The organism is Arthrobacter sp. TJ-178 (genome assembly GCF_058269275.1).
On record NZ_JBZCNK010000001.1, the window covers coordinates 1,222,624 to 1,246,817 of the forward strand.

Below are 24,194 nucleotides of genomic sequence, written 5' to 3' on the forward strand. Positions count from 1 at the left end.
TCCCGGCCCGCGGCGGACCGGGGGGTCACACCTGGGAGAGGTAGCTCACCGCTTCCTCGTGGCTGAGGCCGGTGGACTCGAGCAGGTCAACCACCAGTGGCCGGAACAGCATCACCAGGGCGTCCCCCTGAATGTCCGTGATGCCCAATTGTTCGGGATTGAGCTGGGCCCCCACCAGGGCCAGCTCATTGCGGGCCTGGCGCAGGTGCTTTTCCCGGGTACCGGCGGACTCCGCGCCGGCCAGGGCGCGGGCAAGGATATCCACGGCGTCGGCGGTGTCGTTCACTGCCTCAGACACTCGCTCAATGGCAGTGTCATCCAGTGCCGCGTGGTTAATCACCGATGTTGTGCGGCGGGCGAAAACCCGGCTGTTGCGCACGGCGAGGTCCAGATAACCGATGGATCCGCGCAGGTCACCCAGCTCGGCCAGATGGCGGCGGTAGGCCGGGGAGATGCGGGCAACCTCGCGTGCGTCCCGCACGCTGCGGGTCAGCGAATCAAGCTGCGGCTGGGTATTGCGGGCACGGACCAGCGCGTGCCAGGCCAGGGTGGAATCACTTTTGGCCAAGGCATCGGCGCATTGGCGCAGGACGGCGGAGAGCTCGTGCAACAGATCCCGGACGTTGGATTTGGGCTCCCTCCGGGGGTCCCGCGGAGCCAGCATGGTGATCAGAAGGGCAAACGTCCCGCCCACAATCGCGTCGAGGCTGCGGGTGAAGGCCCCGCCCTCGGGCGCCGGAAGCAGGACCACCAGCAGCGACTGCAGACCGAGCTGGGTGGTGAAGATGACGCCGCGGTCCAGGAACCGGGCCAGCATCACGGAGATGAAGAGCACGACGGCGGCCTGCCACAGGCCTGTGCCCAGCACATGCAGCAGCAGTTCACCAATGGTGATGCCCAGGGTGCAGCCGATGCCCACCTCCAAGACCCGGCGGGTCCGCGGTTCCCGCGAAAACCCCAGTGAGATCAGGGCGGCAGTGGCGGCGAAAAGCGGGCCCTGGTGCCCGAGGATGTATTCGGCAAAGCCGTAGGCGCCCACGGCGCAGACCGTCATCTGCACGGCGGGGAAGATGGAATCCCGGCTGCGCCGAAGCCCCACAAGGACACGGTTCCGCACAAAACCCCGGCTTTGGGCAAGGCGGTCGCGTGCGGGCATGCCATTAGTCTAGGGCCGCCCGCCCCGCCCCTCCATCCGAAGGGCCAGTGTGACGCTGCGCAAGCCCGTTTGCCCCCGCCCCGGGGCGGCTGCGGATAAGTTTTCTCCGCCGCTTGGCACCGTTCACCTTTCGTTAACCTTCCCGGTCCACGATCAATGAAGGACGCCAAGACGTCCCGGTGAACCGGAAGCGTGTGCCGGTGCGCCTGCTCCATGCAAATCGAGCCCTTGAAAGGGGCAAGACGTGTCGGTAACTCGTATTATCCGTTCAGCCGCTCTGTTGTCGGTTGCCGCGCTCGCCTTATCGGCCTGCGGCAGCGACAGCGCAACCGCTCCGGCCGAAGGCAGTGCGCCCTCGGCGTCGGAGAGCACGCTGACGGGAACGCTCTCCGGTTCGGGGGCTTCCTCCCAGGACTCGGCCATGCAGGCCTGGATTGCAGATTTCGCGGCCGCCAACCCCAAGGCGTCGGTGCAGTATTCCCCGGATGGATCCGGAGCCGGGCGCAAGGCCCTGCTGGCCGGGGGTGTCCAGTTCGCGGGCTCGGACGCCTATCTCGACGACGACGAAGCGGCTGCAGCCGTCGAAAAGTGCGGCCCGGACGGAGCCCTGCACCTGCCCGTGTATGTGTCTCCGATTGCCGTGGCGTTCAACCTGGCGGGGATTTCCGAGCTGAACCTGGACGCGGCCACCATTGCGAAAATCTTCCGCGGCGAGATCACCACCTGGAATGACCCGGCCATCGCTGCCGCAAACACCGGCGTGGACCTGCCCTCAACCCCGATCACTGCCGTGCACCGCGGCGACGAGTCCGGAACCACCAAGAACTTCACCGAGTACCTTGCTGCCGCAGCGCCGGAGGTCTGGACGGACAAAGCGTCGGGTGACTGGCCGGCGGCGATCGGCAACGGCGAGAATGCCTCCGGCACCGGCGGCGTCATCTCGCTGGTCTCCTCCACGGAAGGAGCCATCACGTACGCTGACGCCTCCGCCGCGGGAGATCTCGGCGAGGCCAGCGTCCTGGTGGGGGACACGTATGTGCCTATCAGCGCAGAAGCCGCTTCCAAGGCCGTGGAAACCTCCTCGCCGGTCACCGGTGCAGGCCGCCCGGCCGGGGATATGGCCATGAAGCTGAACCGTGACACCGAGGAAGCCGGTGTCTACCCGGTGGTGCTGGTGAGCTACCACATTTACTGCACCACCTATGAAGACCAGGAAACCGTTGATCTGGTGCGGGCCTTCGGCAGCTACGTGGTCAGCGAAGAAGGCCAGGCAGCCGCGGCGGAGGCGGCCGGAAACGCACCCCTCTCTGAGACCCTGCGCACAAAGGCAACGGACGCACTGGCCGGTATCACCGTCGCAAAGTAGTTGCGGGGGTGCGTGGGTTCGCAGTTCCCGGCGGTCATGGGACAGTGAAACGGGAACCGCACGCGGACCCGCGCACCCCGCAGGGTCCGGTATTACAGGTCAGTAAAGTGTTTATGTAGTTGCCAGTGAAGAACCGAAGGGTTGTGCAGTGTCCAGCAAGTCCATAGAAGGCACCGGCGGCGCGGGCCGTGCAGGGGACAAAGTTTTCTCCGGAATCACGCTCCTGGCCGGCTGCCTCATCCTGCTTGTCCTGTTTTCCGTGGCGGTGTTCCTGCTCTGGCAGGCGCTGCCCACGTTCACCGCAGGCTCCGCGGAGATCAGCGGAGGCGAGGGTTTCTTCACCTACATCTGGCCGCTGGTCATCGGCACCGTCATCGCCGCAGCCATAGCCCTGCTGATCGCCACCCCGGTGGGAATCGGCGTCGCACTGTTCATTTCGCATTACGCGCCCCGGCGGATGGCCCAGGGCCTGGGCTACCTTGTTGACCTGCTGGCCGCCATTCCGTCGGTGGTCTACGGCGCCTGGGGCATGATGGTGCTCGCGCCGGCCCTGGTGGGTCCGTACACCTGGCTCGCCGAGTACGCCGGCTGGATCCCGATCTTCTCCGGCCCCGCCAGCCAGACCGGCAAGACCATGCTGACGGCGGGAATTGTCCTGTCCGTCATGGTGCTGCCGATCATCACGTCCCTGACCCGGGAAATCTTCCTGCAGACGCCAAAGCTGCATGAGGAAGCCGCCCTGGCGATGGGTGCCACCCGCTGGGAAATGATCCGGATGGCAGTCTTCCCCTTCGCCCGTCCGGGTGTCATCAGCGCCATCATGCTGGGGCTGGGCCGGGCCCTGGGTGAGACGATGGCCGTGGCCCTGGTTCTTTCCTCCGGCGGGCTGATTGCCAGCCTGATCCGGCCGGGGAACCAGACCATCGCCGCGGAAATCGCCCTGAACTTCCCCGAAGCTTACGGCTTGCGCCTGTCGGAGCTGATTGCAGCGGGTCTGGTGCTGTTCCTGATCACCCTGGCCGTGAACGTGATTGCGCGCTGGATCATCAGCCGCCATAAAGAATTCTCCGGAGCCAACTGATGCAGACACAAACCCTCAGCCGCCAACCGGCCACACTGACGAAGAACCGCCTCCCGCGCTACGCGGTGTGGGTGGTCCTGGGTGCGGCACTGATCCTGGGTGCGGCCCTCTCCGCACTGACCGGCTTCGGCATCGCCAGCTTCACCATTTTCACCGCGCTGGTTTTCGTGCTTGCGGCCACCGTCCTCACCGGCGTCGTGGAAGGCCGGCGGCGGGCAGTGGACCGCCTGGCCATGTACCTGGTCTACGGTGCCTTCCTCCTCGCGCTGGTTCCCCTGGTCTCGGTGATCTACACGGTCCTGGCCAAGGGACTTCCCGGCCTAAGCCCGGATTTCCTGTTCACTTCCATGGGCGGCATGACGGGCGCCGTGGACAACAACAGCGCGCAGACCGGCGGCCCGGTGCTGGGCGGGGCGTACCACGGCATTGTGGGCACCCTGCTGATCACACTGTGGGCCACCCTTATTTCGGTGCCGATCGGCCTGCTCACCGCCGTCTACCTGGTCGAATACAGCCACGGAGGACCGCTGTCGCGGGCCATCACGTTCTTCGTGGACGTCATGACCGGTATCCCCTCCATCGTTGCCGGCCTCTTTGCCGCCGCCTTCTTCGGCCTCGTCTTTGGACCGGGGGTGCGCACCGGCTTTGTGGCCGCCGTCGCCCTCTCGGTCCTGATGATCCCCGTGGTGGTGCGCTCCACCGAGGAAATGCTTAAAATTGTGCCGAACGAACTCCGTGAAGCCGCCTACGCGCTGGGCGTGCGCAAGTGGCGCACCATCCTCAAGGTGGTGGTGCCGACGGCGATCTCCGGCATTGCCTCCGGCGTCACCCTGGCCATTGCCCGCGTGATCGGCGAGACGGCGCCGCTGCTGGTTACCGCAGGCTTCGTGAACACCATCAACACGAATGTGTTTGCCGGCTGGATGACCACGCTGCCCACGTACATTTACCGGCAGCTGATGAGCCCCACCTCGCCCACCAACACCGACCCGAGCACCCAGCGGGCCTGGGCCGCGGCGCTGCTGCTGATCATCATGGTGATGCTGCTGAACCTGGGTGCCCGCCTGATTGCCCGCCTGTTCGCGCCGAAGACCGGACGCTGACCGGCCCACCCCTCCGCCGCAGGACAACGCCGCCTGCAGCCCCGAAACTCCCCAACCAAAGGAACCACATGTCCAAGCGAATCGACGTCAAGGACCTCAACGTCTACTACGGCGACTTCCTGGCCGTAGAAAACGTCAACATCAACATTGAGGCCCGCTCCGTTACGGCCTTCATCGGTCCCTCCGGCTGCGGAAAGTCCACCTTCCTGCGGACGCTGAACCGGATGCACGAAGTCCTGCCCGGAGCCCGGGTGGAGGGCGAAGTCCTGCTGGACGGCGAGAACCTCTACGGACCCGGCGTGGATCCCGTCACCGTGCGCAGCCACATCGGCATGGTGTTCCAGCGCCCCAACCCGTTTCCCACCATGTCCATCCGGGACAACGTGCTGGCCGGGGTGAAGCTGAACAACAAGCGCATTTCCAAGTCCGACGCCGACGCCCTGGTGGAGAAGTCCCTCACCGGCGCCAACCTGTGGAAGGAAGTCCGGGACCGCCTGGACAAGCCCGGCTCCGGTCTTTCGGGCGGCCAGCAGCAGCGGCTGTGCATTGCCCGTGCCATTGCGGTGTCACCCGAGGTGATCCTCATGGACGAACCCTGTTCCGCGCTTGACCCCATCTCCACCCTCGCGATCGAGGATCTGATCGAGGAACTCAAGAGCGACTACACAGTGGTGATCGTGACCCACAACATGCAGCAGGCGGCACGGGTTTCGGACAAGACAGCGTTCTTCAACATTGCCGGTACCGGAAAGCCCGGAAAGCTGATCGAGTATGCGGATACTCCGGTCATCTTCAGCAACCCGTCCCAGAAGGCCACTGAGGATTACGTTTCCGGGCGCTTCGGATAACCGCTCCGGGAACTTGGGAACTCCCGAACGCCCGAACGCTCGGAGCGCCGGGCAGTCAGAGCAGCGGGCTCAGCGCCAGGAAGAGGATGCCGCCCAGCAGTGCGGTGACCGGAGCCGTGGTGAGCCAGGTGACCAGGATTTCCCGCAGCGGAATGAACCGCACGGTGGAGAAGCGCTGGTTGACGCCGGCGCCCACAATGGCCGAGGTCATGGTCTGCGTGCTGGACAGGGGGATCTGCAGCCACAGGGCGCCCATGAACAGCAGGGAGGAACTGGCCGCCGTCGCGCTCATGCCGCGCAGGGGATCAATGCGCACCAACCGGCTGCCCAGGGTGTGGCTGATGCGCCAGCCCCCGTACAGGCTGCCCACGGCCAGCGCGGCGCCGGAGAAGACCTGAACCCAGAGGGGTATGCCGCCGTCCTGAGCGGAGTAGCCGGCGGCCGCCAGGCCCAGGACAATGACTGCCATGGTCCGCTGGCCGTCCTGCATTCCGTGGCCCAGGGAGAACGCCGAGGTGAACACTGACTGGGCAATCCGGTTTCCGGCGTCTCCGCGCCGAGGCGCGCTGTAGCGCATCAGCCAGGTGGTGGGAAAGACCAGCAGGTAGGCCAGCGCGAACGCAATGGCGGGGGAGAGCAGCAGCGGCAGCACGATCTGGCCCAGAAGCAACTGGTAGGACTCGGCGATGTTTGGCCCGCCCACCAGCGTGGATGCTGCACCGGAGCCGACGATGCCGCCCACGAGGGCATGGGTGGAGGAGGAGGGCATGCGCCGCCACCAGGTCCACAGTCCCCAGCCGCACGCGGCGAGCAGGCCCGCAATCAGGATCCCGAGGCCCGGAGTTCCTTCGGGCAGCTGGATGAACCGGTCAGCGAGCACCAGGGCCAGGGCCGTGCTCAGCAGGGCTCCGGTCAGGTTGAAAATGGATGCGAGAACGACGGCGACGGTCGGCGTCAGTGCCCGGGTGCGCACGGACGTGGCAACTGAGTTGGAGACGTCGTGGAAGCCGTTGATGAAGGCATAGGCCCCGGCGAAGAGGACGACGGCGGCCAGCAGTACCGGCTCCACCTAGGATTCCCGGACCAGGATGCCGCCCACCGCGGTCGCGCAGCTGCGCAGGGCGGCAGTGGTGCCGGCCAGCTGATCGGCAAGGTCGCGGTGCCGTGCATAGGTGAGGGGCTTGTGGTCGCGCAGCAGCTCGGACATCCAAATCCGGTGCGTGCGCTCGGAACGCTTGGCCAGCCTGAGCATTTCAATCCAGTACTCATCCAGGTCCTCCAGCGAAGCGAGGCGGCGCATGGCGCCCACCGTCAGCTCTGCCTGCCTGCCAATGACTTCCAGCTGCTCGGCGGCCCGTCCGGAAATGCCGGTCAGGCGGTACAGGAAGGTGACTTCAGCCGCTGCGTCCAGGTTCTCCATCGCGGACATCAGCGTGAGGGAGAGTCCGTAGAGGTCCTCGCGCGGGAGGGGATTGATGAAACTGGACCGCATCTGCGTCATGAGTGCAAAATGCAGGTCTGTCGATTCGGCATCCAGCTGATGCATGCGCTCTGCAAGACGCTCATAGTCGCCCGGTTCGGCGCCTAACACCTCGGAGAGGGTGCCCGAGCCGCGCACCACTACGCTTGCCATCCGGGAAAGGAGTTCAAGCCCGGCATTTTCCTGGGGAAAGAGCCGCAGCCTCACGGGCGCATCCACGGGAATTGCGGGGCGGAACTGTTGGGGCCCTGCACTGAATAGGTCACGAGCCTAAGATTATCGGCTGTGCAGGAGGACACAAAAGCGGTGCCGGACCGGGAGCGCCTCTCGGCGGAAGGCCGCTCGAAGCGGCTCTAAGTTGAAGCCCGGGGGTTCCGCAGTCCGACACCAATTTCAGTTTTCTACTCTTCGCCGAGGATGTCAACATGAGCTCCGGCGGGCTGCTAATCCAGTTCCCCCCGGCGCCACGCTGCCGCTGAATGTTCCAGGTCCTCGGCCGTCCTGACCAGCCGGCGTGCGCTGCGGGTCAGATGCGTGGCTGACTCGGCGCTGCTGGCCTCCACAGCGTCGGCGTGGTGGGTCTGGCCCAGGGCCACCACCCGGCAGAATGCGGCGAAGCGCTCCAGCGCCACATCAAACTCTCCTTCGAAGGCTCCGGAGAGGATGGTGTCTGCCATGGCTTTGACTTCCTCGGCGCCAAGCGGCTCGGCAACTCCGGCGACCACCTTGGACACCTGGGCCACGTCCTTGCCGGCGGCGTAGTAGGCCGCCACGCGCTCCGGATCCTGCTGAGCGGCGGAACGGAGGGCATAAAGGCGCCAGAGGGCTCCCGGAAGGGAGCGGGCCGGGCTTTCCGCCCACATTTCAGCGATGGATTCCAGGCCCTGCCGGTCCGCGAGCTTCACCAGCCGGCGGGTGATCTCGGGATCCGAACTTTCCCGGCCGTGATGGACCAGCGCTTGGGCGGCCAGGTGGGCCGCTTCGGATACTCGGGCCGGATCCGCGCCTCCGGGGAAGTTGGCGAAGTCCAGCGGAGCGTACAGCTTGGGCTTGTGATGCCGCGGGGGCATTTCATTGGACTCACTCATAATCTGAGAATACTCCGCTGCAGGAACGGGCGTCGAGGACAGCTGCGGCTGCTGCCCGGCGGGCTGTCACGGGTATTGCCGCAAAGAAACAGCAAAGACCGGCACCCTTGTTTCGTGAGATGCGTCCCCTGTGCGATAAAGTGAAGAAGTCGATTCGTCGACGGCTCTTCTGCAGGGGAAATCTCCGGCAAAAACGGCCGTCCCGGAACGGCGGGGGGCCTTTAGCTCAGTTGGTAGAGCATCGGACTTTTAATCCGTGGGTCGTGGGTTCGAGCCCCACAGGGCCCACCTTCAAAAGAAGCACCCCGGTCTTCGGACCGGGGTGCTTCTCTTTTTGTCTGGTTTTTGTCTGGCTGCGGGTTTCAGGAACCTGTTCCGCTGCCGTCGACGACGGCGGGAGGCACCGGCCTGCGCCGGGTGGTGTCGAACTTCATCAGTTTGTGGGTGCCGTCGCAATAGGGCTTGATGGCGGAACCGCCGCACCGGCACAGGGCCACCGTTTCCCGGTCGCGGGGAATGAGCTCACCGTCCGGGGTGACTATTTCGAAGTCCCCGCGCACCAGCAGCGGGCCGTTGGGGTAGGCGACAACTGACGCTGCGGGGCGTTCTTCCGGTGCCGTTGACGCCGGCTCTGCGTCATCCGCTGCCGGGCATCCCCGGCACTCGTGTGACTCGGTGCCGCCGGTCACGGAGTAACCCCCGCTGCCAGCGCCGCACCCTCCAGGGCTGTTGCTGCAGCTCCCGCAGAAACCGCCTGCCGGAGGGCGCTGCGGTCATCCTGCCAGGCCGTCAACTGGTCACCGCCCATCATCGCGTCCAGCGTCAGTACTGTGGCCGCACCGAAAATCACATCGCCCAAAAGGTCCGGCTCCGACTCCACGAGTCCGCCGGCGAGGTCCCGCGCGGCGATCTGCTCATGGACGGCGTCGGCCTCCACATGTTCGTCAAAGTAATAGGTGACGTTGTCGTCGAAACCCAGCCGCCGGAATCCCCGGGCGTAGAAGGAATTGGGGATGGAGGAGGTCATCTCAAAGGCAGCCAGATGTCCGGCAATGGCGCCGCGCAGCCGCCGGTTCAAACCGAACAGGGACATGGCGTTGGAGGAAGCCAGCGTCAGCGCGGGCACAAAGTCCAGGTACCAGCCGTACTCGGTTTCCAGGTCCAGGCCCTTCATGGTCACCCCAAAAAGATGGGAGTGCATGCGCTCGGGCCGGCCTCCGCCGTACTCGTCGGCCTGGATCTCAATCAGGGCAGCCTTGGCCCGGCCCACCGGCAGCCGGGGAATGGCCCAGCTGTGGGGATCGGCCTCCTTCAGCTGGTAAACGGAGCGCAGGATCAGGAACTCCTGCAGCTGTTCGCGGGTTGCCTTGGAGGCGACGTAGCGCGAAACGCTGGGTCCGTCGTCGTCGGCTGCCATCCGGAAAAGCTCAGCGGCAACTGCCTCGGACGTGGGCTGCGGAAGCGCAGGCACGGGAACAACCTGCCGCAGGGCAGCCTCAAAAGCCTCCTCCAGGTTCAGCCGAAGGCCCACGAGTCCCGGGTGCCATTCCAGCGCGTCGGGCACCGACTCCAATCCGCTGTAGTGCAGTTCGTACAGGCAGAAGAGGGCCAGCTGGAGGTCTTCGTCGCGCAGGATATCCGCAGTCTCGGCGGCGGCAAGGCGCGCGGCTTCGGTGACTGCGGCAAGCGCGGATGCGTCCGGAGCAACAGGAGCGGTGAGCAGCTCAAAGAGGGCGGCACTGACAGGTCCGCGCGGTGCGGGGATTCTCATTCTTATCCTTTGTACTCCGGTGGAGGGGGCCGGGCGGAAGCCGGCGGCGGGACGATGAATCAAGGACATCAGCATACTTGGTACCTTTGCCCGGACCTCAATTGCGGGGCCCGGGAATGCCGGCGGCGTCGGCCCGAAGACATTGACCTTTTCGTCTATCCGGCGTGAGATGGAGGGAAGGCGAGAAGGCAACGCGGAAAGAGGGAAACCCATGCCGCTGGTGGAGGCAGGAACAACCGCGTTGGTTCCTGCCCTGATACTGCTGGCTGCAGCCGTGATTGTCACTGCTGCCAGGGTGGACGCGGCACTGGAGCGCGGAGACGGCGAAAAACTCTTCTGGGTTGGACTGACCGGCCTCCTCACGGCCCTGCTGGCCATCGTCTGGGCAGTTGCCGGAAGTCCCCAAAGCGGGCCATGGGTTGGGCTGGCCTCCATGGTTGGTGCAGCAGGAGCCCTTTGGTGGATCCGGGTCCGCCAGCGGCGGCGTGTGACCGCCCGGAAGCGGGAGGATCGGCGGCGCCGGATTGCTGCCGCCACGCGCAGGCACGACTCAGTGCTGGTGAGCTGGAGTTCCTATGAGCTGGACGCCTGGAAGGCCCTGGAGAAGCCGGGGATAGGGAACGTGGACCGGGTGGAAAGCAAAGCCCTGATGCGTGCCATGAAAGCCGCTGCGGCCTTGCGCCCTCACGAGGAGAAGTCCGCAGACATGAACGAGAAGGAGATGGCGGACTACGAATCCGCCGTCGCGAGGCTGGAAGAGGCCTGGGAGGACGCGGAAAACACGGCGGGCGGAGGCCGGGCCGCGTAATTGCTTCGGTCTGGACGAAACGCGGCTTCAATGTCAGGCTCAGGGCATGACCGGGAACAGCAGGGATGACATTGAGGTCTCCCACAATCGTGACCACAACCGATACGAGCTCCGCGTGGGCGGTGAGTTGGCCGGCACGGCGGAGTACGAGGAAGAAACGGACTCGGTGGCCCTGACCCATACGGTGGTCTTGGAACAGTTCCGGCATCAGGGATATTCATCGATGCTGGTGAAGTTTGCGGCGGAAGACATTATTGCGTCCGGACGGCGGATTAAGCCGTACTGTTCCTACGCGGCGTCTTACCTCGGCAAGCACCGGGAACTGAGCCACCACGTATCCTGGCCGCAGGAGACGCGCTAAACGCCACGGAAATACTCCGGCCGGTTGCTGAATTGGAGCTGACCCTTAAATTGGAGCTGGCTCCCCGCTCTGCATATGGGGGGAACGCAGAAGGGGGAGCCAGTGGAAATAGTATAGTGGCAACCGTCCGGATAAAACCAATTGGGGGGAGTCGCCGTTGGCTGTGTCCGCCAAAGCTTTTCAAAGATGGCGTTCCCTGGCGGCCCCGCGCGAGTCAACTGCTGATCTATGCCGCTTGGCCGGCATCAAACGGTCAACCCTGGCGCAGCAGCTGGTGCGTGGAAAGGTGCCTGAGAGCACCGTTGTCAGCGTGGCGAGGGCATGTGACCAGGATCCGGTGGCCGCGCTCTCCTACTTCGATGAATACCGCGATCTCCAGGCAGGCTCCCGCCCGCCCTCCGCCCGGGAACTGATCAGTCAGGTCTCCTATGTCTGCATCCTCCAGCTCCTGGTGATGCGGAGCCTGGATGCCGACTCCGGGAAGACCGACGCCCCGGGCTTGTGCACCTTCCCGCACCGCAACTCCGTCCGTGCCTGGTTCGACGCCGTGGATCAAGGGGATCTGCGGCATCGGCTCAGTGCCAAGAGCGGCGTGGCGCCGCAAAACCTGTCCGCGCAGCTCACGGCCGGACGGCTCGCCCCTGAATTAGCTGTTGAAGCGGCCCGGCTGGCGGGCGTTTCGCTGACCGGCGGACTGGTTGCCACGGGGCTGCTGACTCCTGACGAATGCGGATGGCCGCTGGGGGGCCGCGAGCGGGCCCTTGCGGACCTGTCGGATGCGGACCTGGTGCTTCTGGCCCGGGACCGGCTGGACACCCTGGGGAAAGTGCTTAAGAAGCTTGAATCTGATGAAAAGGACAATTCGGCGCTATTGGAGCTATTGGGATGACATTGCAGTGGGTCGCCTTTGGGCTAAGCATCTTTTTTGCACTGTTGCGGTTTCCAGCCGCCGTCAGGGGTGAGAACCGGGGAATGTTCTCCGCATTGGTTCTCCTCGCCGTAGCCATGGCGCTGAGTATTGGCCCCATTTACCTTGCAGTGGATTCTGTTCTTGGCGGCGCCAATGTTGCGAATTTGGTCATTAGATACAGCGTTTTTGCCGTTCTTCTGATCACGGGGTCCAAACTTGCCGGTGCCTTCAATGCACCGCGGGCCCAGCGGCTGATTGCCGGCCCTTGCGGCCTGGCCGTCCTGGGCCTGGTGTCAGCAGCGGTGGCGGTGCTCTTTGCGGCGAGCGACCTGCCGGAGTCATCTCCGGCTCTGCGGGCCTACTGGGATCAGGCCACGGTGGGTGCCTACGGTGACACCTCGCGGGTCTACCAGGCCTACGTGGCCGCCTGCCTGGCCCCGGCCCTGGTTCTGTGTTCCGCGGACCGGCAGCGCAGGGCGGATATCCGCAGCAGTGCCGGCCTGATGTCTTTGGGCTGCATTGCGATCGTGGTCCACACAGTGCTGACGGCTTCTCTTTGGGATATGCGGTTCGTGCTTTGGGACCGGATGCTTCCTTATTCCGCAGTCATCGCCTTTTCAATCGGACTGGCGCTTATCTGGAACTCCAAACGGGTCGCTAAAAGAGTGCCGCAATCCGGTTCACTGGCACAGGTCTACGGCGTCAGATAAAGAATTGGCATCGCTCGTTCACAATTTCATCATCCTGTGTCAGAATAATGATTATGTAACATCCGCTGCCTGTGGGGGGTCAGCGTGACGTTACGACCGAAGCCAGCGGATTACCTCCGCTGGCTTCGCTGTATCCGCTTCCATCCGCAGGACGCCGCGGCTATTGCGCGTCGAGGTCCGTTTCAAGGATCTTGACCAGGGCATCGAGGGCTTCGTCGGCGCCGTCGCCGTCAGCGCGAAGCACCACCACGTCGCCGTTGGAGGCGCCGAGGCTCATCAGAGAGAGCATGCTGGAGGCATCCATGGCCTCATCAGCGGGCTCCCCCTCCATGGCAATCGTGACGTCCACCGGTTGTTCAGCTGCAGCCTCCGCAAAGATCGAGGCGGGGCGTGCGTGCAGGCCTACTCGGCTGGCAATTGTCGCTTTGCGTTCTGGCATGGTGATTCCTTCCGGTTGTACTCAGGATGCTGAGGTGTGGGGGAGCCGGGTCACAGGCCCAGCTCCTCGAGGATGGTGAGACGGCTGCGGACCGCTGTCCGTGCCTCCGCTGCGGTGGCGGCTTCCAGGGCGAGCGCTGCCAGGTCCTGCGCTTCGGCAAGGCTCACGGAGGCCAGAACTGCACCCACCGTTGCGAGCGCGCGGGGTGTCATGGACAGGGTGTTCACTCCCATCCCGGCCAGCACGACGGCGAGGGCAGGGTCTGCGGCCGACTCGCCGCACACGCCCACGTTCTTGGGTGCGGATGCCGATGCACCCGGCTCCGCTGCGGCTTCGGCCGCCCGGGCACCGTCGACGGTCCGTTTGATCAACTGCAGGACTGCCGGCTGCCAGGGGTCGTTCAGTGAAGCCAGAGAGCCCAGCTGACGGTCGGCGGCCATGGTGTACTGCGTGAGGTCATTGGTTCCCAGGGAAGCGAAGCGAACCTTTGACAGGATGGCCTGCGCCAGGACCGCAGCTGCGGGGACCTCGATCATCACCCCGGGGATTGCCAGTCCGGCGCCCGTGCACTTGACAGCAAAATCGGCGGCTTCCTCAGCGGTTGAAATCATGGGGGCCATGACCCACACATCGGCTTCATGGGCGCCGGCGGCGGCCGCGATCGCCTCCAGCTGGCGGCCGAGCACTCCCGGGGAGGAACGGTCGGTGCGGTATCCGCGAACGCCGAGGGCGGGATTGGGTTCGGTCGTATCCGTCAGGAAGGGCAGCGGCTTGTCCGCCCCGGCATCCAGGGTGCGAACCACCACTTTCCGCCCGGGGAACGCCTCAAACACGGCCCCGTAAGCGGCAACCTGCTCCTCCATGGTGGGTTCGGAATCGCGTCCGAGGAAACAGAATTCGGTGCGCAGCAGGCCGATGCCTTCGGCTCCGGCCTCCGCGGCCGCACGGGCGTCCTTGCCGGAGCCAACATTGGCGAGCAGCGGAACCCGGTAACCGTCCGACGTCGTACCCGTGCCTCCGAACGCCGGCAGCGAACCGCGGGAGGCGTACTTCTGTGCCGCTTCCCGTTCCGCGGATCCGGGGTCCACCACGACCGTCCCGGCAGCACCGTCAAGATAAACTTCAGCGCCGTCGCTAATGGATTCAGAGCCCACGGCGCCCACGACGGCGGGCAGGCCGAGGGATCGGGCCAAAATGGCCGTGTGGGACTGCGGCCCGCCGCCGGAAGTGACCAGGCCGATCACTTTGCCCGGGTCCAGGGTGGCTGTGTCCGCGGGCGCCAGTTCCTCGGCAGCCAGGATGAACGGCACGTCGGAAGCCGGGATTCCCGGCGCGGGCAACCCGTCGAGCTGGGCTACGATGCGAGCCCGGACATCGAGGACATCCTGGGTCCGTTCAGCCATATAACCGCCAAGGCTCTGCAGCATGGCGGCAACCTCCAGACCGGCCTCCCAGACCGCCCGGTCCGCAGCCATGCCGGCATTGATGTGCTTGCCGGCCGCCTTGAGCAGCATGGGGTCGGTGGCCATCATGGCCGTTGCATCCAGTACTGCTTTGGCATCCCCGCTCGCGGTCTCGGCACGGTGGCGCAGATCTGCGCGGACTTCCTCCGCTGCGTCCTTCAGTCGGGCCTTCTCGCCGTCCACCGTGCTGTCCGCGCCAAAGGCGGCGTCAGCGGCGGGCTCGGGCACCGGCGGCGGCATCCGCAGTGAGGGGCCCAGGACCCGCCCGGCGCTGACTCCGATTCCCTTGATGGTCCGCATCAGTGTGCCTCTCTGTCGGTAGGGGTTTGGCTAGGCAATGACCGGCTCCTCTGCGCGTTTGGGAGCCGTCCACCGCTTGAGCGCAACATAGATCAATCCTGAGGCCACCATTCCAGCGAGGATAGCCACAATGAACATCAACAGGTTGCCGATTGCGAAGAACACGAAGATCCCGCCGTGCGGAGCCTGCGAAGTAACACCGGTGCCCATGCAGATGGCGCCGGTAAGCGCCCCTCCGATCATGCACGACGGAATGACGCGCAGGGGATCCGCCGCGGCGAAGGGAATGGCCCCTTCGGAGATGAAGGCGGCACCCAGCAGCCAGGCGGCCTTGCCGTTCTCGCGCAGCGCCATGGTGAACTGCTGCTTGTCCACCACGGTTGCCAGGGCCATGCCCAGCGGCGGAACCATACCGGCGGCCATGACCGCGGCCATGATCTCCCAGGGTGCCTGGTTTTGGACGCTGCCTGCGCTGAGGCCGGCCACGGCAAACGCGTAGGCGACCTTGTTGATGGGCCCGCCCAGGTCCGATCCCATCATCAGCCCCAGCACAATGCCCAGGACGATGGCGGCCGCTCCGGACAGGCCGGACAGCCAGTTGTTCAGTCCCAGGGTCAGGGCGGCAATCGGCCCGCCAAGTACGAGGATCATCAGTCCGGAGGCTATCAGCGACGTGATAAGCGGAATGATCACCACCGGCATCAGTCCGCGCAGCCAGGACGGAACGGTCCAGCTGCCCACCCACCGGGCGATGTAACCGGCCAGCAGGCCGCCGATCAGTCCGCCGATGAAGCCCGCATCCATGAACAGGGCCACTGCGCCGGCGGTAAAGCCGGGAGCTATGCCCGGGCGGTCAGCCAGGGCATAGGCAATGTACCCGGCGAGCGCCGGAACCAGGAAGCCCAGGGACAGGTTGCCGATCTTCCAGAAAACGGCGCCCAGATACGTGAGCAGCCCCTGGTCGCCCGGGTTGAAAAGTGTTCCGCCGTCCAAAATCATGTCGCCGGTAAGGTTGCCGTCATCGTCGGACAGTGAGAGCTCATAACCTCCCAGCAGGAATCCGAGGGCGATGAGCAAACCGCCGCCCGCCACAAACGGAATCATGTAGCTGACGCCCGTGAGCAGCGCCCGCTTGAGCTGCCCGCCGAATCCTTCACCGCCGCCGCTGCTTTGCGGATCTCGCTCCTCGCCGCCGCCGCCGCCTCCGGCCACACGCCGGGCATTGGGATCCTTGGCCGCAGCAAGGGCCTCGTCAATCATGACTCCGGGTTCATCAATGCCCCGCTTCACCGGACCGGCGACGACGGGGAGCCCGGCGAACCGGCCCTTGTCCCGAACGTCCACATCAGTGGCGAAGATGACGGCGTCCGCGTTGCGGATGACCGAGGGATCCAGAGGCGTGGACCCGGCAGACCCCTGAGTTTCCACCTGAAGGTCAATACCCCGCTCCGCGGCCACCGCAGCCAGCGAATCTGCCGCCATATAGGTGTGGGCAATGCCGGTGGGGCAGGCGGTGACAGCAACCAGGTGCTGAACCTTCCCGCCGTCGCCGGTGTTTGTCCCGCTCCCGACGTCGGCCGTTACCCCGGATGCCTGCGCACCGGCGGTGTGGGCACCGCCGGAACTGCCGGAACCGGTCTCCGTGCTTCCGTCGTGGTTGCTTCCCGCCGCAGCTGCACCGGCGCCCGCCGCCGCGCCTGCCGTTGTACCGGTACCCGCGGCGCTGGCTCCCGTCGCCGGAGCTGCATTAGCGGCACCCGGCGCCGTTCCGCCTGTTTGGGACTCCGGCACCGGACCCAGTCCCAGCGCGCCGTCCACTAAGTCAACAATCTCCTGCGGGGACTGCGCCGTTCGCAGGGCGCCCGTGAAGTTCTTCTTAATCAGCGAGCGGGCGAGTTTGGACAGCAGCTGCAGGTGTTCCTGGTCCGCGCCTTCCGGTGCGGCTATGAAGAAGACGATGTCCGCCGGTCCGTCCTTGGCGCCCCAGTCCACCGGAGGATTAATGCGGGCCATGGCCAGGGTGGCCTGGGTTACGGCTGAGGACCGGCAGTGGGGAATGGCAATGCCGCCGGGAACGCCCGTGGCTGTCTTGGACTCCCGGGCCATGGCGTCCGCATACAACGAGTCGAAGCTGGTTGCGCGGCCAAGTGAGACCACGTTCTGGACCAGGTGACGGATCACCTCGGACCGTTCGCTGCCCAGGTTTTGGTCCAGTGTGACCAGTTCCGGGGTAATGAGATCAGACATCAGTCGTCCTCCTTTGTGGATGCGGTCTGAGCGGGTGCCCCGTCTGAGACGGCTGCGTATCCTGCGATCTCCGTCACCGTTACGGCTCCGGGGTCCGTTTGTGCCAACGTTGGAACGGTGCTTCCCGGCAGGGACGCAGCGGCTGCGCCGTGCGCCACTGCCTGGCGGAGGCAGTCACCGGGCGGAGCGCCGGCGACGTCCGCCAGCAGGTATCCCGCCAGCGACGAATCGCCGGCGCCAACGGTTGAGCGGGCTTCCACCGGGGGACGGGTTGCCTGCCAGGCGCCTTCTGCTGTGACCAGCAGCGCGCCCTTGGGGCCGAGGGTGGCCAGGATTGCCCCGACGCCCTTGGCGATGAGGGTCCGTGCCGCCTCGACTGCCAGCAGCGGATCCGCTTCAAGTGCGTCTTCGCTGCCCACCCCGGTTACCTCGGCAAGCTCCTCCGCGTTGGGTTTGAGCAGATCGGGGGCGGCGTTGTGCAGAAGGGCTCCCAGCAGCGGAGCCCCTGAGGAATCGATCGCAATGCGCGGAGCGGAGCCGCCGAAGCGCTGGCGGACGGCATGGGCCACCAGGGCGTAGAGATCCGGAGCAGCTCCGGGCGGGAGGGAACCGGCCAGAACCAGCCACGAAGCCGGCATGCCGTCCTTGCCCGAGGCGCAGGCGCTGACCAGCAGGGCAATCAGATCTTCCTGTTCAGCAGCACTGAGGGGCGGGCCGGGCATATTGATCTTGGTTGTGGTGCCGTCCGGCTCGGTAAGCGTGATGTTGCTCCGGACTGCCGATTCAAGGGGCAGATTCACGTAGCGGATGCCGGCAGCGCGCAGCCCCGCCATCACTGGATCCTCGTCGCGTCCTGGCAGGACGGCAACCGACTCCACGCCGGATGCGGTCAATGCGCGGCAGACGTTGACGCCCTTGCCCCCGGGCTCCTCGCTGATGGCTGCTGCACGCTGCACAGCTCCGCGGACGAGCACCCCGGGCAGCTCAATGGTTCGGTCCAGACTGGGGTTGACGGTGAGGGTGACAATCATTGAACCACCATGTTCGGACTCCTGAAGGGGCTGCATGCAGTCTGCATAAGGTTGCCGGTGCGCCCGCCGGCGACGGGGCGGGAAAAACGGGGAAGGCCTGGGCCGGACACGGCTCCGAACAACAGCGACGCCGGCGGTCCCTTTACGGGGCGCTGAATTCTCCGCATCAATACCCGCAATCCGCGGCACCTCAAAATGTGGCAGATGCCACGTCCGGTGCGCTGAACCAACGGTATTTAGGTTGCAGGGTGATTGCAATGGGCGGCGTTTCCAGCGCCCTCCGGAAGGCCAAACGGATCACGCGAACTAGGGTGGGTGGATGCATAACGTCCTGTGGTCCGCATTGCCCGATGACCGTCCAGGCACCCACCTCCTGGTGATGTTTCATGGCTATGGGTCGGATGAACAGAGCATGGCCGGCCTGTTTCCGTCACTGCCGGAAGGAATCACCGGTGCGGCGCTTCGGGGAACCTTCCCGGTGGGGGACTCCCGCGGATGGTTCCTGCTGGACCCGTATCTGCAGTCCGGCACCACTGAGGTGCTGGAAGCTGCAACGGGAATCTTTACCTGGCTGGACCGGACTCTGGCCGAGGGCTCCTTCACGGGTGTGTCATTGCTGGGCTTTTCCCAGGGAATGGCGATGGCAGCGACCCTGGTCCGGCTGCGGCCAAAGGCGTTCACAGCGGTAGTCGGGCTCTCCGGGTTTGTCGCCGAGAACGAGCTCCTGGCCATGGCGGAACCTCTGCCGGAGCCGGTCCCCTTTTTCTGGGGGCGGGATCGGAATGACTGGGTGATAAACGAAGACGCGATTGTTTACACCGAGAATTGGCTGGCCGAAAATACAGCTCTGACCGCCCGTACTTATCCGGGCATGGGACACAGAATCGGTGCGGACGAGCTGCGGGACCTGGCGCTTTTCCTCCGACGTTATGTAGTGCCCCAACCCCATGATGACGGGGAAAACAAAGCGCCCTAACATCTGAAAGTCCGGAAGAAAAATCACGGGCGACTACTACCTAAGCATGCTTATGAAGTACACTGGAGGAAAGCGCGGCCCACAGGCCGTTCAGAATAATCACTCGTTACACAGCAAGGAGTATTCATCATGGGTTTCATTGCTTTCCTTATTCTGGGTCTTATCGCAGGTGCAATCGCTAAGGCAATCCTTCCGGGTCGCCAGGGCGGCGGCTGGGTTGCCACTCTGGTTCTCGGCGTCGTTGGCGCCCTGCTGGGTAGCTGGATCGGCGGTGCCATCTTCAACAAGGACACCGACATCTTCTCGCTGACCTCGGCTGCCACCTGGATCTTCGCAATCCTGGGTTCCATCATCGTCCTCGTGATCTACGGCTTCGTTACTCGCAAGAGCAGCCGCGCCTAGTTTGTGAGTCCGCGCTCCGGCGCGGCGTTCTGCAGCAGACTGCAGAGATAAAGCGGGACCGGCGGATCATCCGCCGGTCCCGCTTTTTTCATACCTGCCTCACGTAGGCTTAACCGGGCCGGTGCCCTGCACCGGTTCGCCAGTGTCGAAAAGGAGCGTTGCCGTGGGATTTATATCCAACCGTGCTGTCAAAGCTGCCGGAGGAACCGTCTTCGAAAAGGACGGGACACCGAAAGCTTCGCTGCTTCGGGCGATGGAACGTGCAGTGGAGGTCCAGCGTCCGCTGGTGCTCGCGAACATTCGCAGACTGCAGCGCAAGCATCCCGAGGCGACTCCGGAACAACTGGTGTCGATCGTGGAGAAGCACTATCTGAATACCGTGACCGGCGGAGGAGCGGCAGTCGGCGCCACCGCCGTCGTACCCGCAATCGGCACCGTGGCGGCCCTGGGGCTCTCAGCGGCGGCAACTGTGGGTTTCCTGGAGGCTACGGCTTTCTACGCCCAGTCAGTCGCTGAGCTGCACGGTGTGCACCTCGATGATCCGGACCGGTCGCGGACCATGGTGATGGCCATCATGCTCGGCGAAGAAGGAACCGCCATGATGCAGTCCGTTGCCGGACGCGGGGGAAAGCCATGGGCCAGCTCCCTGGGCGGTATGCCCTCCGGCCTCATGGGCTCCGTGGGCTCCTCCATCCGGAAGCAGTTCATGAAACGCATCGTGGCCCGGCAGGGAACAGCCATGCTCGGCCGCGCGCTCCCGCTCGGCATCGGTGCGGTGGTAGGCGGAGCCGGCAACCACGCCATGGGCAAGGGAGTTATTAAGACCGCCCGGCGCGCTTTTGGCCCGGCCCCGGAGACCATCAGCGGAGAGCTGGCCCAGGAACTGCGTCAGCTGCCGGATCAGCCCTAGCCAAAGACGGCGTGGGCGATCGTGAAAATCACCAGCCCCGCCAGCGAACCCACCACGGTGCCGTTGATTCGAATGAACTGCAGGTCCTTGCCGACCTGCAGTTCAATCTTCTCTGAGGTCTCCTGGGCGTCCCAGTGCTCCACCGTCTCGGTGATGACGCCGGCAATGTCGCTGCTGTAAGTCTTCACGAGGTAGCCGGCGGCGTCGGCAATCCAGTTATTGACCTTCGCCGCCAGCTCCGGCTCGGTGGCCAGGCGGTGACCGAAGTCCTGCACGGCGGCCTTGAAGTTTTGGGTCAGCTCGCTGTCCGGATCATCCACCGCAGTGGTGAGGGCATTTTTGATGGTGGCCCAGGTCTGCGTGATGAGCTGCTGGACACGCGGATCGTCCAGCACCTGTTCCTTGATCGCGTCAGCCTTGGCCATCACCGCAGGGTCTTCCTGGAGGTCCCTGGCCAGGCCCTTGAGGTAGTTGTCCAGGGCTCGTCGCATCTCGTGGTTCGGGTCGTCCTGCACGGCCCGCAGGAAGCGGCCCACCTCCACCTGTACGCGGTCACCCACCAGATCATCCACGAAGGACGGCACCCAGGACGGGGACCGCTGCGCCACCAGGTCCGAGATGACGCTTGGATTGGCCACCACCCAGTCACTGACGCTGTCCACCACCAGGTTCACCAGCTGATGGTGGTGCCCCTCCTCGAAGACCCGTTCAGCTACGCGGCCCATCGGCGGGCCCCACGGCGGATCAACCACATGCCGGCGGAACATGGACTCCAGAACCGTCTTGACGGCGTCGTCGTCCAGCACACGGAGAATTCCGCGGATGGCGGCGGAACCCTCGGTGGCCACTCTGGCCGCACTTTCCGGACGCTCAAGCCAGGCACCTGCTTTTTGGGCCAGTTCCATGGAGCCCAGCTTCTGCGTAATAACCTCTTCGGAGAGAAAATTGCTCTCTACGAACTGGCCCAGCGACGCACCGATCTGGTCCTTCTTGCGCGGAATGATGGCAGTGTGGGGAATCTTCACGCCCATCGGATGTTTGAACAGGGCCGTGACGGCAAACCAGTCCGCCAGGGCGCCCACCATGCCGCCCTCTGCCGCCGCCCGCACGTACTGCAGCCAGGAGTATCGGTCCTGCAGGGCGAAGGAAATGATGAACACCACCGTCAGGGCAACCAGCAGTCCCGTGGCGAGCGTCTTCATCCGGCGAAGACCCGCCGCGCGCTCGACATCATTCAATACCGGCATGCTCATGCTGCGCTCCTGCTTTCGTCCCCGCGGGCGCACCGTGCGGCCGGTACCTGGAATAAGGCCAGTGCCGGAGTTGAGTTCAAAGCCGCTCCTCTGCTTGTGCCGGTTCATCTGCAGCGGGCCAGTGCGGCGCCGCGGCAGGAACCGTCCAGTCAATCTAATCAGTCTGCTTGCCAAGGCGCCATGCGGGCAAACCCGCACCGGCCGGAGCGTGCGGCGACCGGTGTCGCCGGTGTGTGGTTGAGTGGGGTCATGGCTACCCCCATCGAGGACTACGCGCTGGTTTCAGACCTCCATACCGGTGCCCTGATATCCCGCCGGGGAAGCATTGACTGGCTCTGCCTTCCCCGGTTCGACTCGGCGTCGGTATTCGGTGCGCTGCTCGGCACCGAGGATCACGGCCGATGGCTGCTCGCGCCTGTCGGGGACGCCGCCGTCGTTAGCCGCAGCTACCTGGGATCCACCTTCATCCTGCAGACCAGCTGGGCCACTGACACCGGCACTGTCCTGGTGACGGACTTTATGCCGGTGGGCGACGGCCGGGCTTCCATCGTGCGCCGGGTGGAGGGGATCAGCGGAACTGTGCACATGCGCCAGGAGTTGGAAGTGCGCTTCAACTACGGCACCGTCCTGCCCTGGATGCGCCGTGACCCGGATCCGCACGGTGAGCGGCTGCTGGCCGTGGCGGGGCCGAACGCGCTGGTGCTGCGCGGGGACAACCTGCCCAGGGCAGAGGACCACAAGCATGTTGGCCGCTTCACCGTGAGAGCCGGAGAGCGGGTCGACATGGAACTGACCTGGCATCTGTCCCACCTCGAAGTGCCTCGGCTGACGGACATCGACGCCGCCCTGGAATCCACCGCCGCGTATTGGGAGGCGTGGGCGCTCCGGCGGGATCACGCAGGCCAGTATGAGGAAGCCGTCCTGCGGTCACTGCTGGTGCTGCGGGCACTGACGCATGAGTCCACCGGCGGCATTGTTGCGGCTCCCACCACCTCGCTTCCGGAAACAGCGGGTGGAGAACGCAACTGGGACTACCGCTACTGCTGGCTCCGGGACGCCGCCCTGACACTGGAGGCCATGCTGGACCACGGCTATGCGGATGAGGCGCTGCACTGGCGCAACTGGCTGCTGCGGGCCGTGGCGGGGGATCCCGAGGATCTGCAGATCATGTACGCCGTGGACGGCGCGCGCGAATTGCCCGAACGTACCCTGCCCCAGTTCTCCGGTTATGCGGGATCCGTTCCGGTGCGCGTGGGAAACCGGGCCGTCAGCCAATACCAGGCCGACGTCGTGGGTGAAGTTATGGTGGCCCTCGCCAAACTGCGGGACAAGGGTGTGGCAGAGGACAATTTCTCCTGGCCGCTGCAGCGCGCACTCATGACCTTTCTGGAACGCCATCTGGAGGATAAGGACCACGGCATCTGGGAAATGCGCGGCGAACCCCAGCACTTCACGCATTCCCGCGTGATGATGTGGGCTGCATTTGACCGGGCCGCAACCGCCGCCCGCACCCACGGCCTGGACGGCCCGCTGGAGCTTTGGGAAGCGCTTCGGGACGGACTGCGCGAGGAAATCCTCCGCCGGGGCTTCAACAAGAGCCTGAACTCCTTCACGCAGTACTACGGCAGCAGTGAGGTGGATGCAGCCCTCCTGCAGCTGCCGCAGGTGGGCTTCCTGCCCTACGACGACGAACGCATGCTGGGAACGGTGGCCCGCCTGGAAAAGGACCTGCGCACGGAGTCCGGGCTGCTGCTGCGCTATGCCACCCACAGCGGTGTGGACGGACTGGAGCCGGGGGAGAACCCCTTCCTCGCCTGCAGCTTTTGGCTCGTGGAGCAGTACGCGGCCACCGGCCGGGCTGAAGAAGCCCGCGCACTGATGGACCGATTGGTGGCATACTCCAACGAGCTGGGCCTGCTCAGCGAAGAATATGACCCGGTCAACAACACGATGGCCGGCAACTTTCCCCAAGCTTTCTCACACCTAGCCCTGGTCCGGGCTGCGGATGCTCTCAACACCATGGCTCCGCTCTCCGGGCAGGCATCCTCCGCGCCCATCGGCGCGGATGTTTCCTCCGCAGAAAGAACTAAATGAACCGCCAGAGTCTCTCAGCCTCCGCCATGGCAGCACTGCTGTCCGTAAGCGCCGTCAACCACTTCCGCAACCCGCGGTTCTACAACGCGGTGGTTCCCCGCAGCATCAGCACGGATACCGGCGGGAAGTACGGCGTCCTGACCCGCCGGCAGTGGACACATGTCAGCGGGGTGCTGGAATTTGCCGCTGCTGCGGGTCTCCTGCTGCCGGCAACCCGCCGTGCCGCCGCCACCGGAACCACCCTGATGTACGTAGCCTTCATCGCCGGCCACCTCAGCGCCCTGCAGCGGGCCTTCGGTCCCCGCGGATCCGACCGGGAAAAGGCCATTCATTTGGCCCGGCTTCCGCTGCAGCTGCCTTTGATTCGCTGGGCGTGGAGCCTGCGCGGGTAGGGAGG

Annotated in this window: 24 protein-coding genes and 1 tRNA gene; 14 read left to right on the forward strand and 11 right to left on the reverse strand. The window is 65.1% G+C overall.

Features of this window, described 5'->3' with window-relative positions; genetic code table 11:
- Positions 1-25 precede the first annotated feature (25 nt).
- Entirely contained in the window at positions 26-1,156 is a 1,131-nt protein-coding gene (locus AC4D2Q_RS05830; protein WP_490945609.1) for an FUSC family protein, read from the reverse strand.
- A 244-nt stretch (positions 1,157-1,400) separates the two neighbouring features.
- Between AC4D2Q_RS05830 and pstS the strand changes: the two genes are divergently transcribed.
- The 4 genes from pstS to pstB all read left to right on the forward strand — a co-directional run bounded on the left by pstS (position 1,401) and on the right by pstB (position 5,554).
- Positions 1,401-2,522 carry a phosphate ABC transporter substrate-binding protein PstS gene (pstS, locus tag AC4D2Q_RS05835; RefSeq protein ID WP_490945610.1) on the forward strand — a complete coding sequence of 374 codons (1,122 nt, stop codon included), beginning with the start codon at positions 1,401-1,403 and terminating at the stop codon, positions 2,520-2,522.
- A 148-nt stretch (positions 2,523-2,670) separates the two neighbouring features.
- Complete coding sequence (pstC, locus tag AC4D2Q_RS05840; protein WP_490927536.1) at positions 2,671-3,603, forward strand: phosphate ABC transporter permease subunit PstC; 933 nt, start codon at positions 2,671-2,673, stop codon at positions 3,601-3,603.
- Complete coding sequence (pstA, locus tag AC4D2Q_RS05845) at positions 3,603-4,706, forward strand: phosphate ABC transporter permease PstA (RefSeq protein WP_490927537.1); 1,104 nt, start codon at positions 3,603-3,605, stop codon at positions 4,704-4,706. The genes pstC and pstA overlap by 1 nt, the downstream gene beginning before the upstream one ends.
- A gap of 68 nt (positions 4,707-4,774) precedes the next feature.
- Positions 4,775-5,554, forward strand: coding sequence for a phosphate ABC transporter ATP-binding protein PstB (pstB, locus tag AC4D2Q_RS05850; protein ID WP_490927538.1), 780 nt, complete (start codon positions 4,775-4,777; stop codon positions 5,552-5,554).
- Positions 5,555-5,609: 55 nt separating this feature from the next.
- On the opposite strand, the gene AC4D2Q_RS05855 is transcribed toward pstB, so the two are convergent.
- From AC4D2Q_RS05855 to AC4D2Q_RS05865, 3 genes are all read right to left on the reverse strand, one after another.
- Positions 5,610-6,623, reverse strand: a complete 1,014-nt coding sequence (locus AC4D2Q_RS05855; RefSeq protein ID WP_490945611.1) for an inorganic phosphate transporter — start codon at positions 6,621-6,623, stop codon at positions 5,610-5,612.
- Complete coding sequence (locus AC4D2Q_RS05860) at positions 6,624-7,241, reverse strand: DUF47 domain-containing protein (RefSeq protein ID WP_490927540.1); 618 nt, start codon at positions 7,239-7,241, stop codon at positions 6,624-6,626.
- 236 nt (positions 7,242-7,477) lie between these two features.
- Positions 7,478-8,122 (reverse strand): hypothetical protein, encoded by a 645-nt coding sequence (locus AC4D2Q_RS05865; RefSeq protein ID WP_490927541.1) that lies wholly within the window; start codon positions 8,120-8,122, stop codon positions 7,478-7,480.
- Between the two features lie 215 nt (positions 8,123-8,337).
- On the opposite strand from AC4D2Q_RS05865, the gene AC4D2Q_RS05870 reads away from it, so the two are divergent.
- Positions 8,338-8,410 (forward strand) — tRNA-Lys (locus tag AC4D2Q_RS05870).
- A 74-nt stretch (positions 8,411-8,484) separates the two neighbouring features.
- Here the strand turns inward: AC4D2Q_RS05870 and AC4D2Q_RS05875 are convergent.
- Both AC4D2Q_RS05875 and AC4D2Q_RS05880 read right to left on the reverse strand, forming a co-directional pair.
- The gene (locus AC4D2Q_RS05875) at positions 8,485-8,811 is read right to left on the reverse strand and encodes a CDGSH iron-sulfur domain-containing protein (RefSeq protein WP_490945612.1); all 327 of its coding nucleotides are present in this window, start codon (positions 8,809-8,811) and stop codon (positions 8,485-8,487) included.
- A complete protein-coding gene (locus AC4D2Q_RS05880) occupies positions 8,808-9,893 on the reverse strand; it encodes an iron-containing redox enzyme family protein (protein ID WP_490945613.1) in 1,086 nt (361 codons plus the stop codon). Before AC4D2Q_RS05880 ends, AC4D2Q_RS05875 begins: the two co-directional genes overlap by 4 nt.
- 211 nt (positions 9,894-10,104) lie before the next feature.
- Here AC4D2Q_RS05880 and AC4D2Q_RS05885 point away from each other — a divergent pair, with 211 nt between their 5' ends.
- The 4 genes from AC4D2Q_RS05885 (at position 10,105) to AC4D2Q_RS05900 (ending at position 12,682) form a co-directional block, all read left to right on the forward strand.
- Positions 10,105-10,701, forward strand: coding sequence for a hypothetical protein (locus tag AC4D2Q_RS05885; RefSeq protein WP_490945614.1), 597 nt, complete (start codon positions 10,105-10,107; stop codon positions 10,699-10,701).
- Positions 10,702-10,747: 46 nt separating this feature from the next.
- Positions 10,748-11,062 (forward strand): GNAT family N-acetyltransferase, encoded by a 315-nt coding sequence (locus AC4D2Q_RS05890; RefSeq protein ID WP_490945615.1) that lies wholly within the window; start codon positions 10,748-10,750, stop codon positions 11,060-11,062.
- A gap of 286 nt (positions 11,063-11,348) precedes the next feature.
- Positions 11,349-11,951, forward strand: coding sequence for a hypothetical protein (locus AC4D2Q_RS05895; protein ID WP_490927546.1), 603 nt, complete (start codon positions 11,349-11,351; stop codon positions 11,949-11,951).
- An 83-nt stretch (positions 11,952-12,034) separates the two neighbouring features.
- The gene (locus tag AC4D2Q_RS05900) at positions 12,035-12,682 is read left to right on the forward strand and encodes a hypothetical protein (RefSeq protein WP_490945616.1); all 648 of its coding nucleotides are present in this window, start codon (positions 12,035-12,037) and stop codon (positions 12,680-12,682) included.
- 160 nt (positions 12,683-12,842) lie between these two features.
- On the opposite strand, the gene AC4D2Q_RS05905 is transcribed toward AC4D2Q_RS05900, so the two are convergent.
- Genes AC4D2Q_RS05905 through AC4D2Q_RS05920 form a run of 4 tightly spaced genes read right to left on the reverse strand, consistent with a single transcriptional unit; the run spans position 12,843 to position 18,162 of the window.
- Positions 12,843-13,121, reverse strand: coding sequence for an HPr family phosphocarrier protein (locus tag AC4D2Q_RS05905; RefSeq protein WP_490927548.1), 279 nt, complete (start codon positions 13,119-13,121; stop codon positions 12,843-12,845).
- Positions 13,122-13,171: 50 nt separating this feature from the next.
- Positions 13,172-14,884, reverse strand: coding sequence for a phosphoenolpyruvate--protein phosphotransferase (gene ptsP / locus AC4D2Q_RS05910; RefSeq protein WP_490945617.1), 1,713 nt, complete (start codon positions 14,882-14,884; stop codon positions 13,172-13,174).
- Between the two features lie 30 nt (positions 14,885-14,914).
- Entirely contained in the window at positions 14,915-17,131 is a 2,217-nt protein-coding gene (locus tag AC4D2Q_RS05915) for a PTS fructose transporter subunit IIABC (protein WP_490945618.1), read from the reverse strand.
- Positions 17,131-18,162 carry a 1-phosphofructokinase family hexose kinase gene (locus AC4D2Q_RS05920; RefSeq protein WP_490945714.1) on the reverse strand — a complete coding sequence of 344 codons (1,032 nt, stop codon included), beginning with the start codon at positions 18,160-18,162 and terminating at the stop codon, positions 17,131-17,133. The genes AC4D2Q_RS05915 and AC4D2Q_RS05920 overlap by 1 nt, the downstream gene beginning before the upstream one ends.
- A gap of 319 nt (positions 18,163-18,481) precedes the next feature.
- On the opposite strand from AC4D2Q_RS05920, the gene AC4D2Q_RS05925 reads away from it, so the two are divergent.
- The 3 genes from AC4D2Q_RS05925 (at position 18,482) to AC4D2Q_RS05935 (ending at position 20,450) form a co-directional block, all read left to right on the forward strand.
- Positions 18,482-19,138, forward strand: coding sequence for an alpha/beta hydrolase (locus tag AC4D2Q_RS05925; protein WP_490945619.1), 657 nt, complete (start codon positions 18,482-18,484; stop codon positions 19,136-19,138).
- A gap of 129 nt (positions 19,139-19,267) precedes the next feature.
- Complete coding sequence (locus tag AC4D2Q_RS05930) at positions 19,268-19,540, forward strand: GlsB/YeaQ/YmgE family stress response membrane protein (protein WP_490927552.1); 273 nt, start codon at positions 19,268-19,270, stop codon at positions 19,538-19,540.
- Between the two features lie 163 nt (positions 19,541-19,703).
- Positions 19,704-20,450: a hypothetical protein gene (locus AC4D2Q_RS05935; RefSeq protein WP_490927553.1), complete on the forward strand. Its 747-nt coding sequence runs from the start codon at positions 19,704-19,706 to the stop codon at positions 20,448-20,450.
- Here the strand turns inward: AC4D2Q_RS05935 and AC4D2Q_RS05940 are convergent.
- Positions 20,447-21,703, reverse strand: coding sequence for a DUF445 domain-containing protein (locus AC4D2Q_RS05940; protein ID WP_490945620.1), 1,257 nt, complete (start codon positions 21,701-21,703; stop codon positions 20,447-20,449). The two genes, AC4D2Q_RS05935 and AC4D2Q_RS05940, sit on opposite strands and share 4 nt — an antisense overlap.
- A 180-nt stretch (positions 21,704-21,883) precedes the next feature.
- Here AC4D2Q_RS05940 and AC4D2Q_RS05945 point away from each other — a divergent pair, with 180 nt between their 5' ends.
- Together AC4D2Q_RS05945 and AC4D2Q_RS05950 are read left to right on the forward strand one after the other, a co-directional pair.
- On the forward strand, positions 21,884-23,797 hold the full coding sequence (locus AC4D2Q_RS05945) for a glycoside hydrolase family 15 protein (RefSeq protein WP_490945621.1): 1,914 nt from the start codon (positions 21,884-21,886) through the stop codon (positions 23,795-23,797).
- Positions 23,794-24,189 (forward strand): DoxX family protein, encoded by a 396-nt coding sequence (locus AC4D2Q_RS05950; RefSeq protein ID WP_490945622.1) that lies wholly within the window; start codon positions 23,794-23,796, stop codon positions 24,187-24,189. The genes AC4D2Q_RS05945 and AC4D2Q_RS05950 overlap by 4 nt, the downstream gene beginning before the upstream one ends.
- Positions 24,190-24,194: the final 5 nt, after the last annotated feature.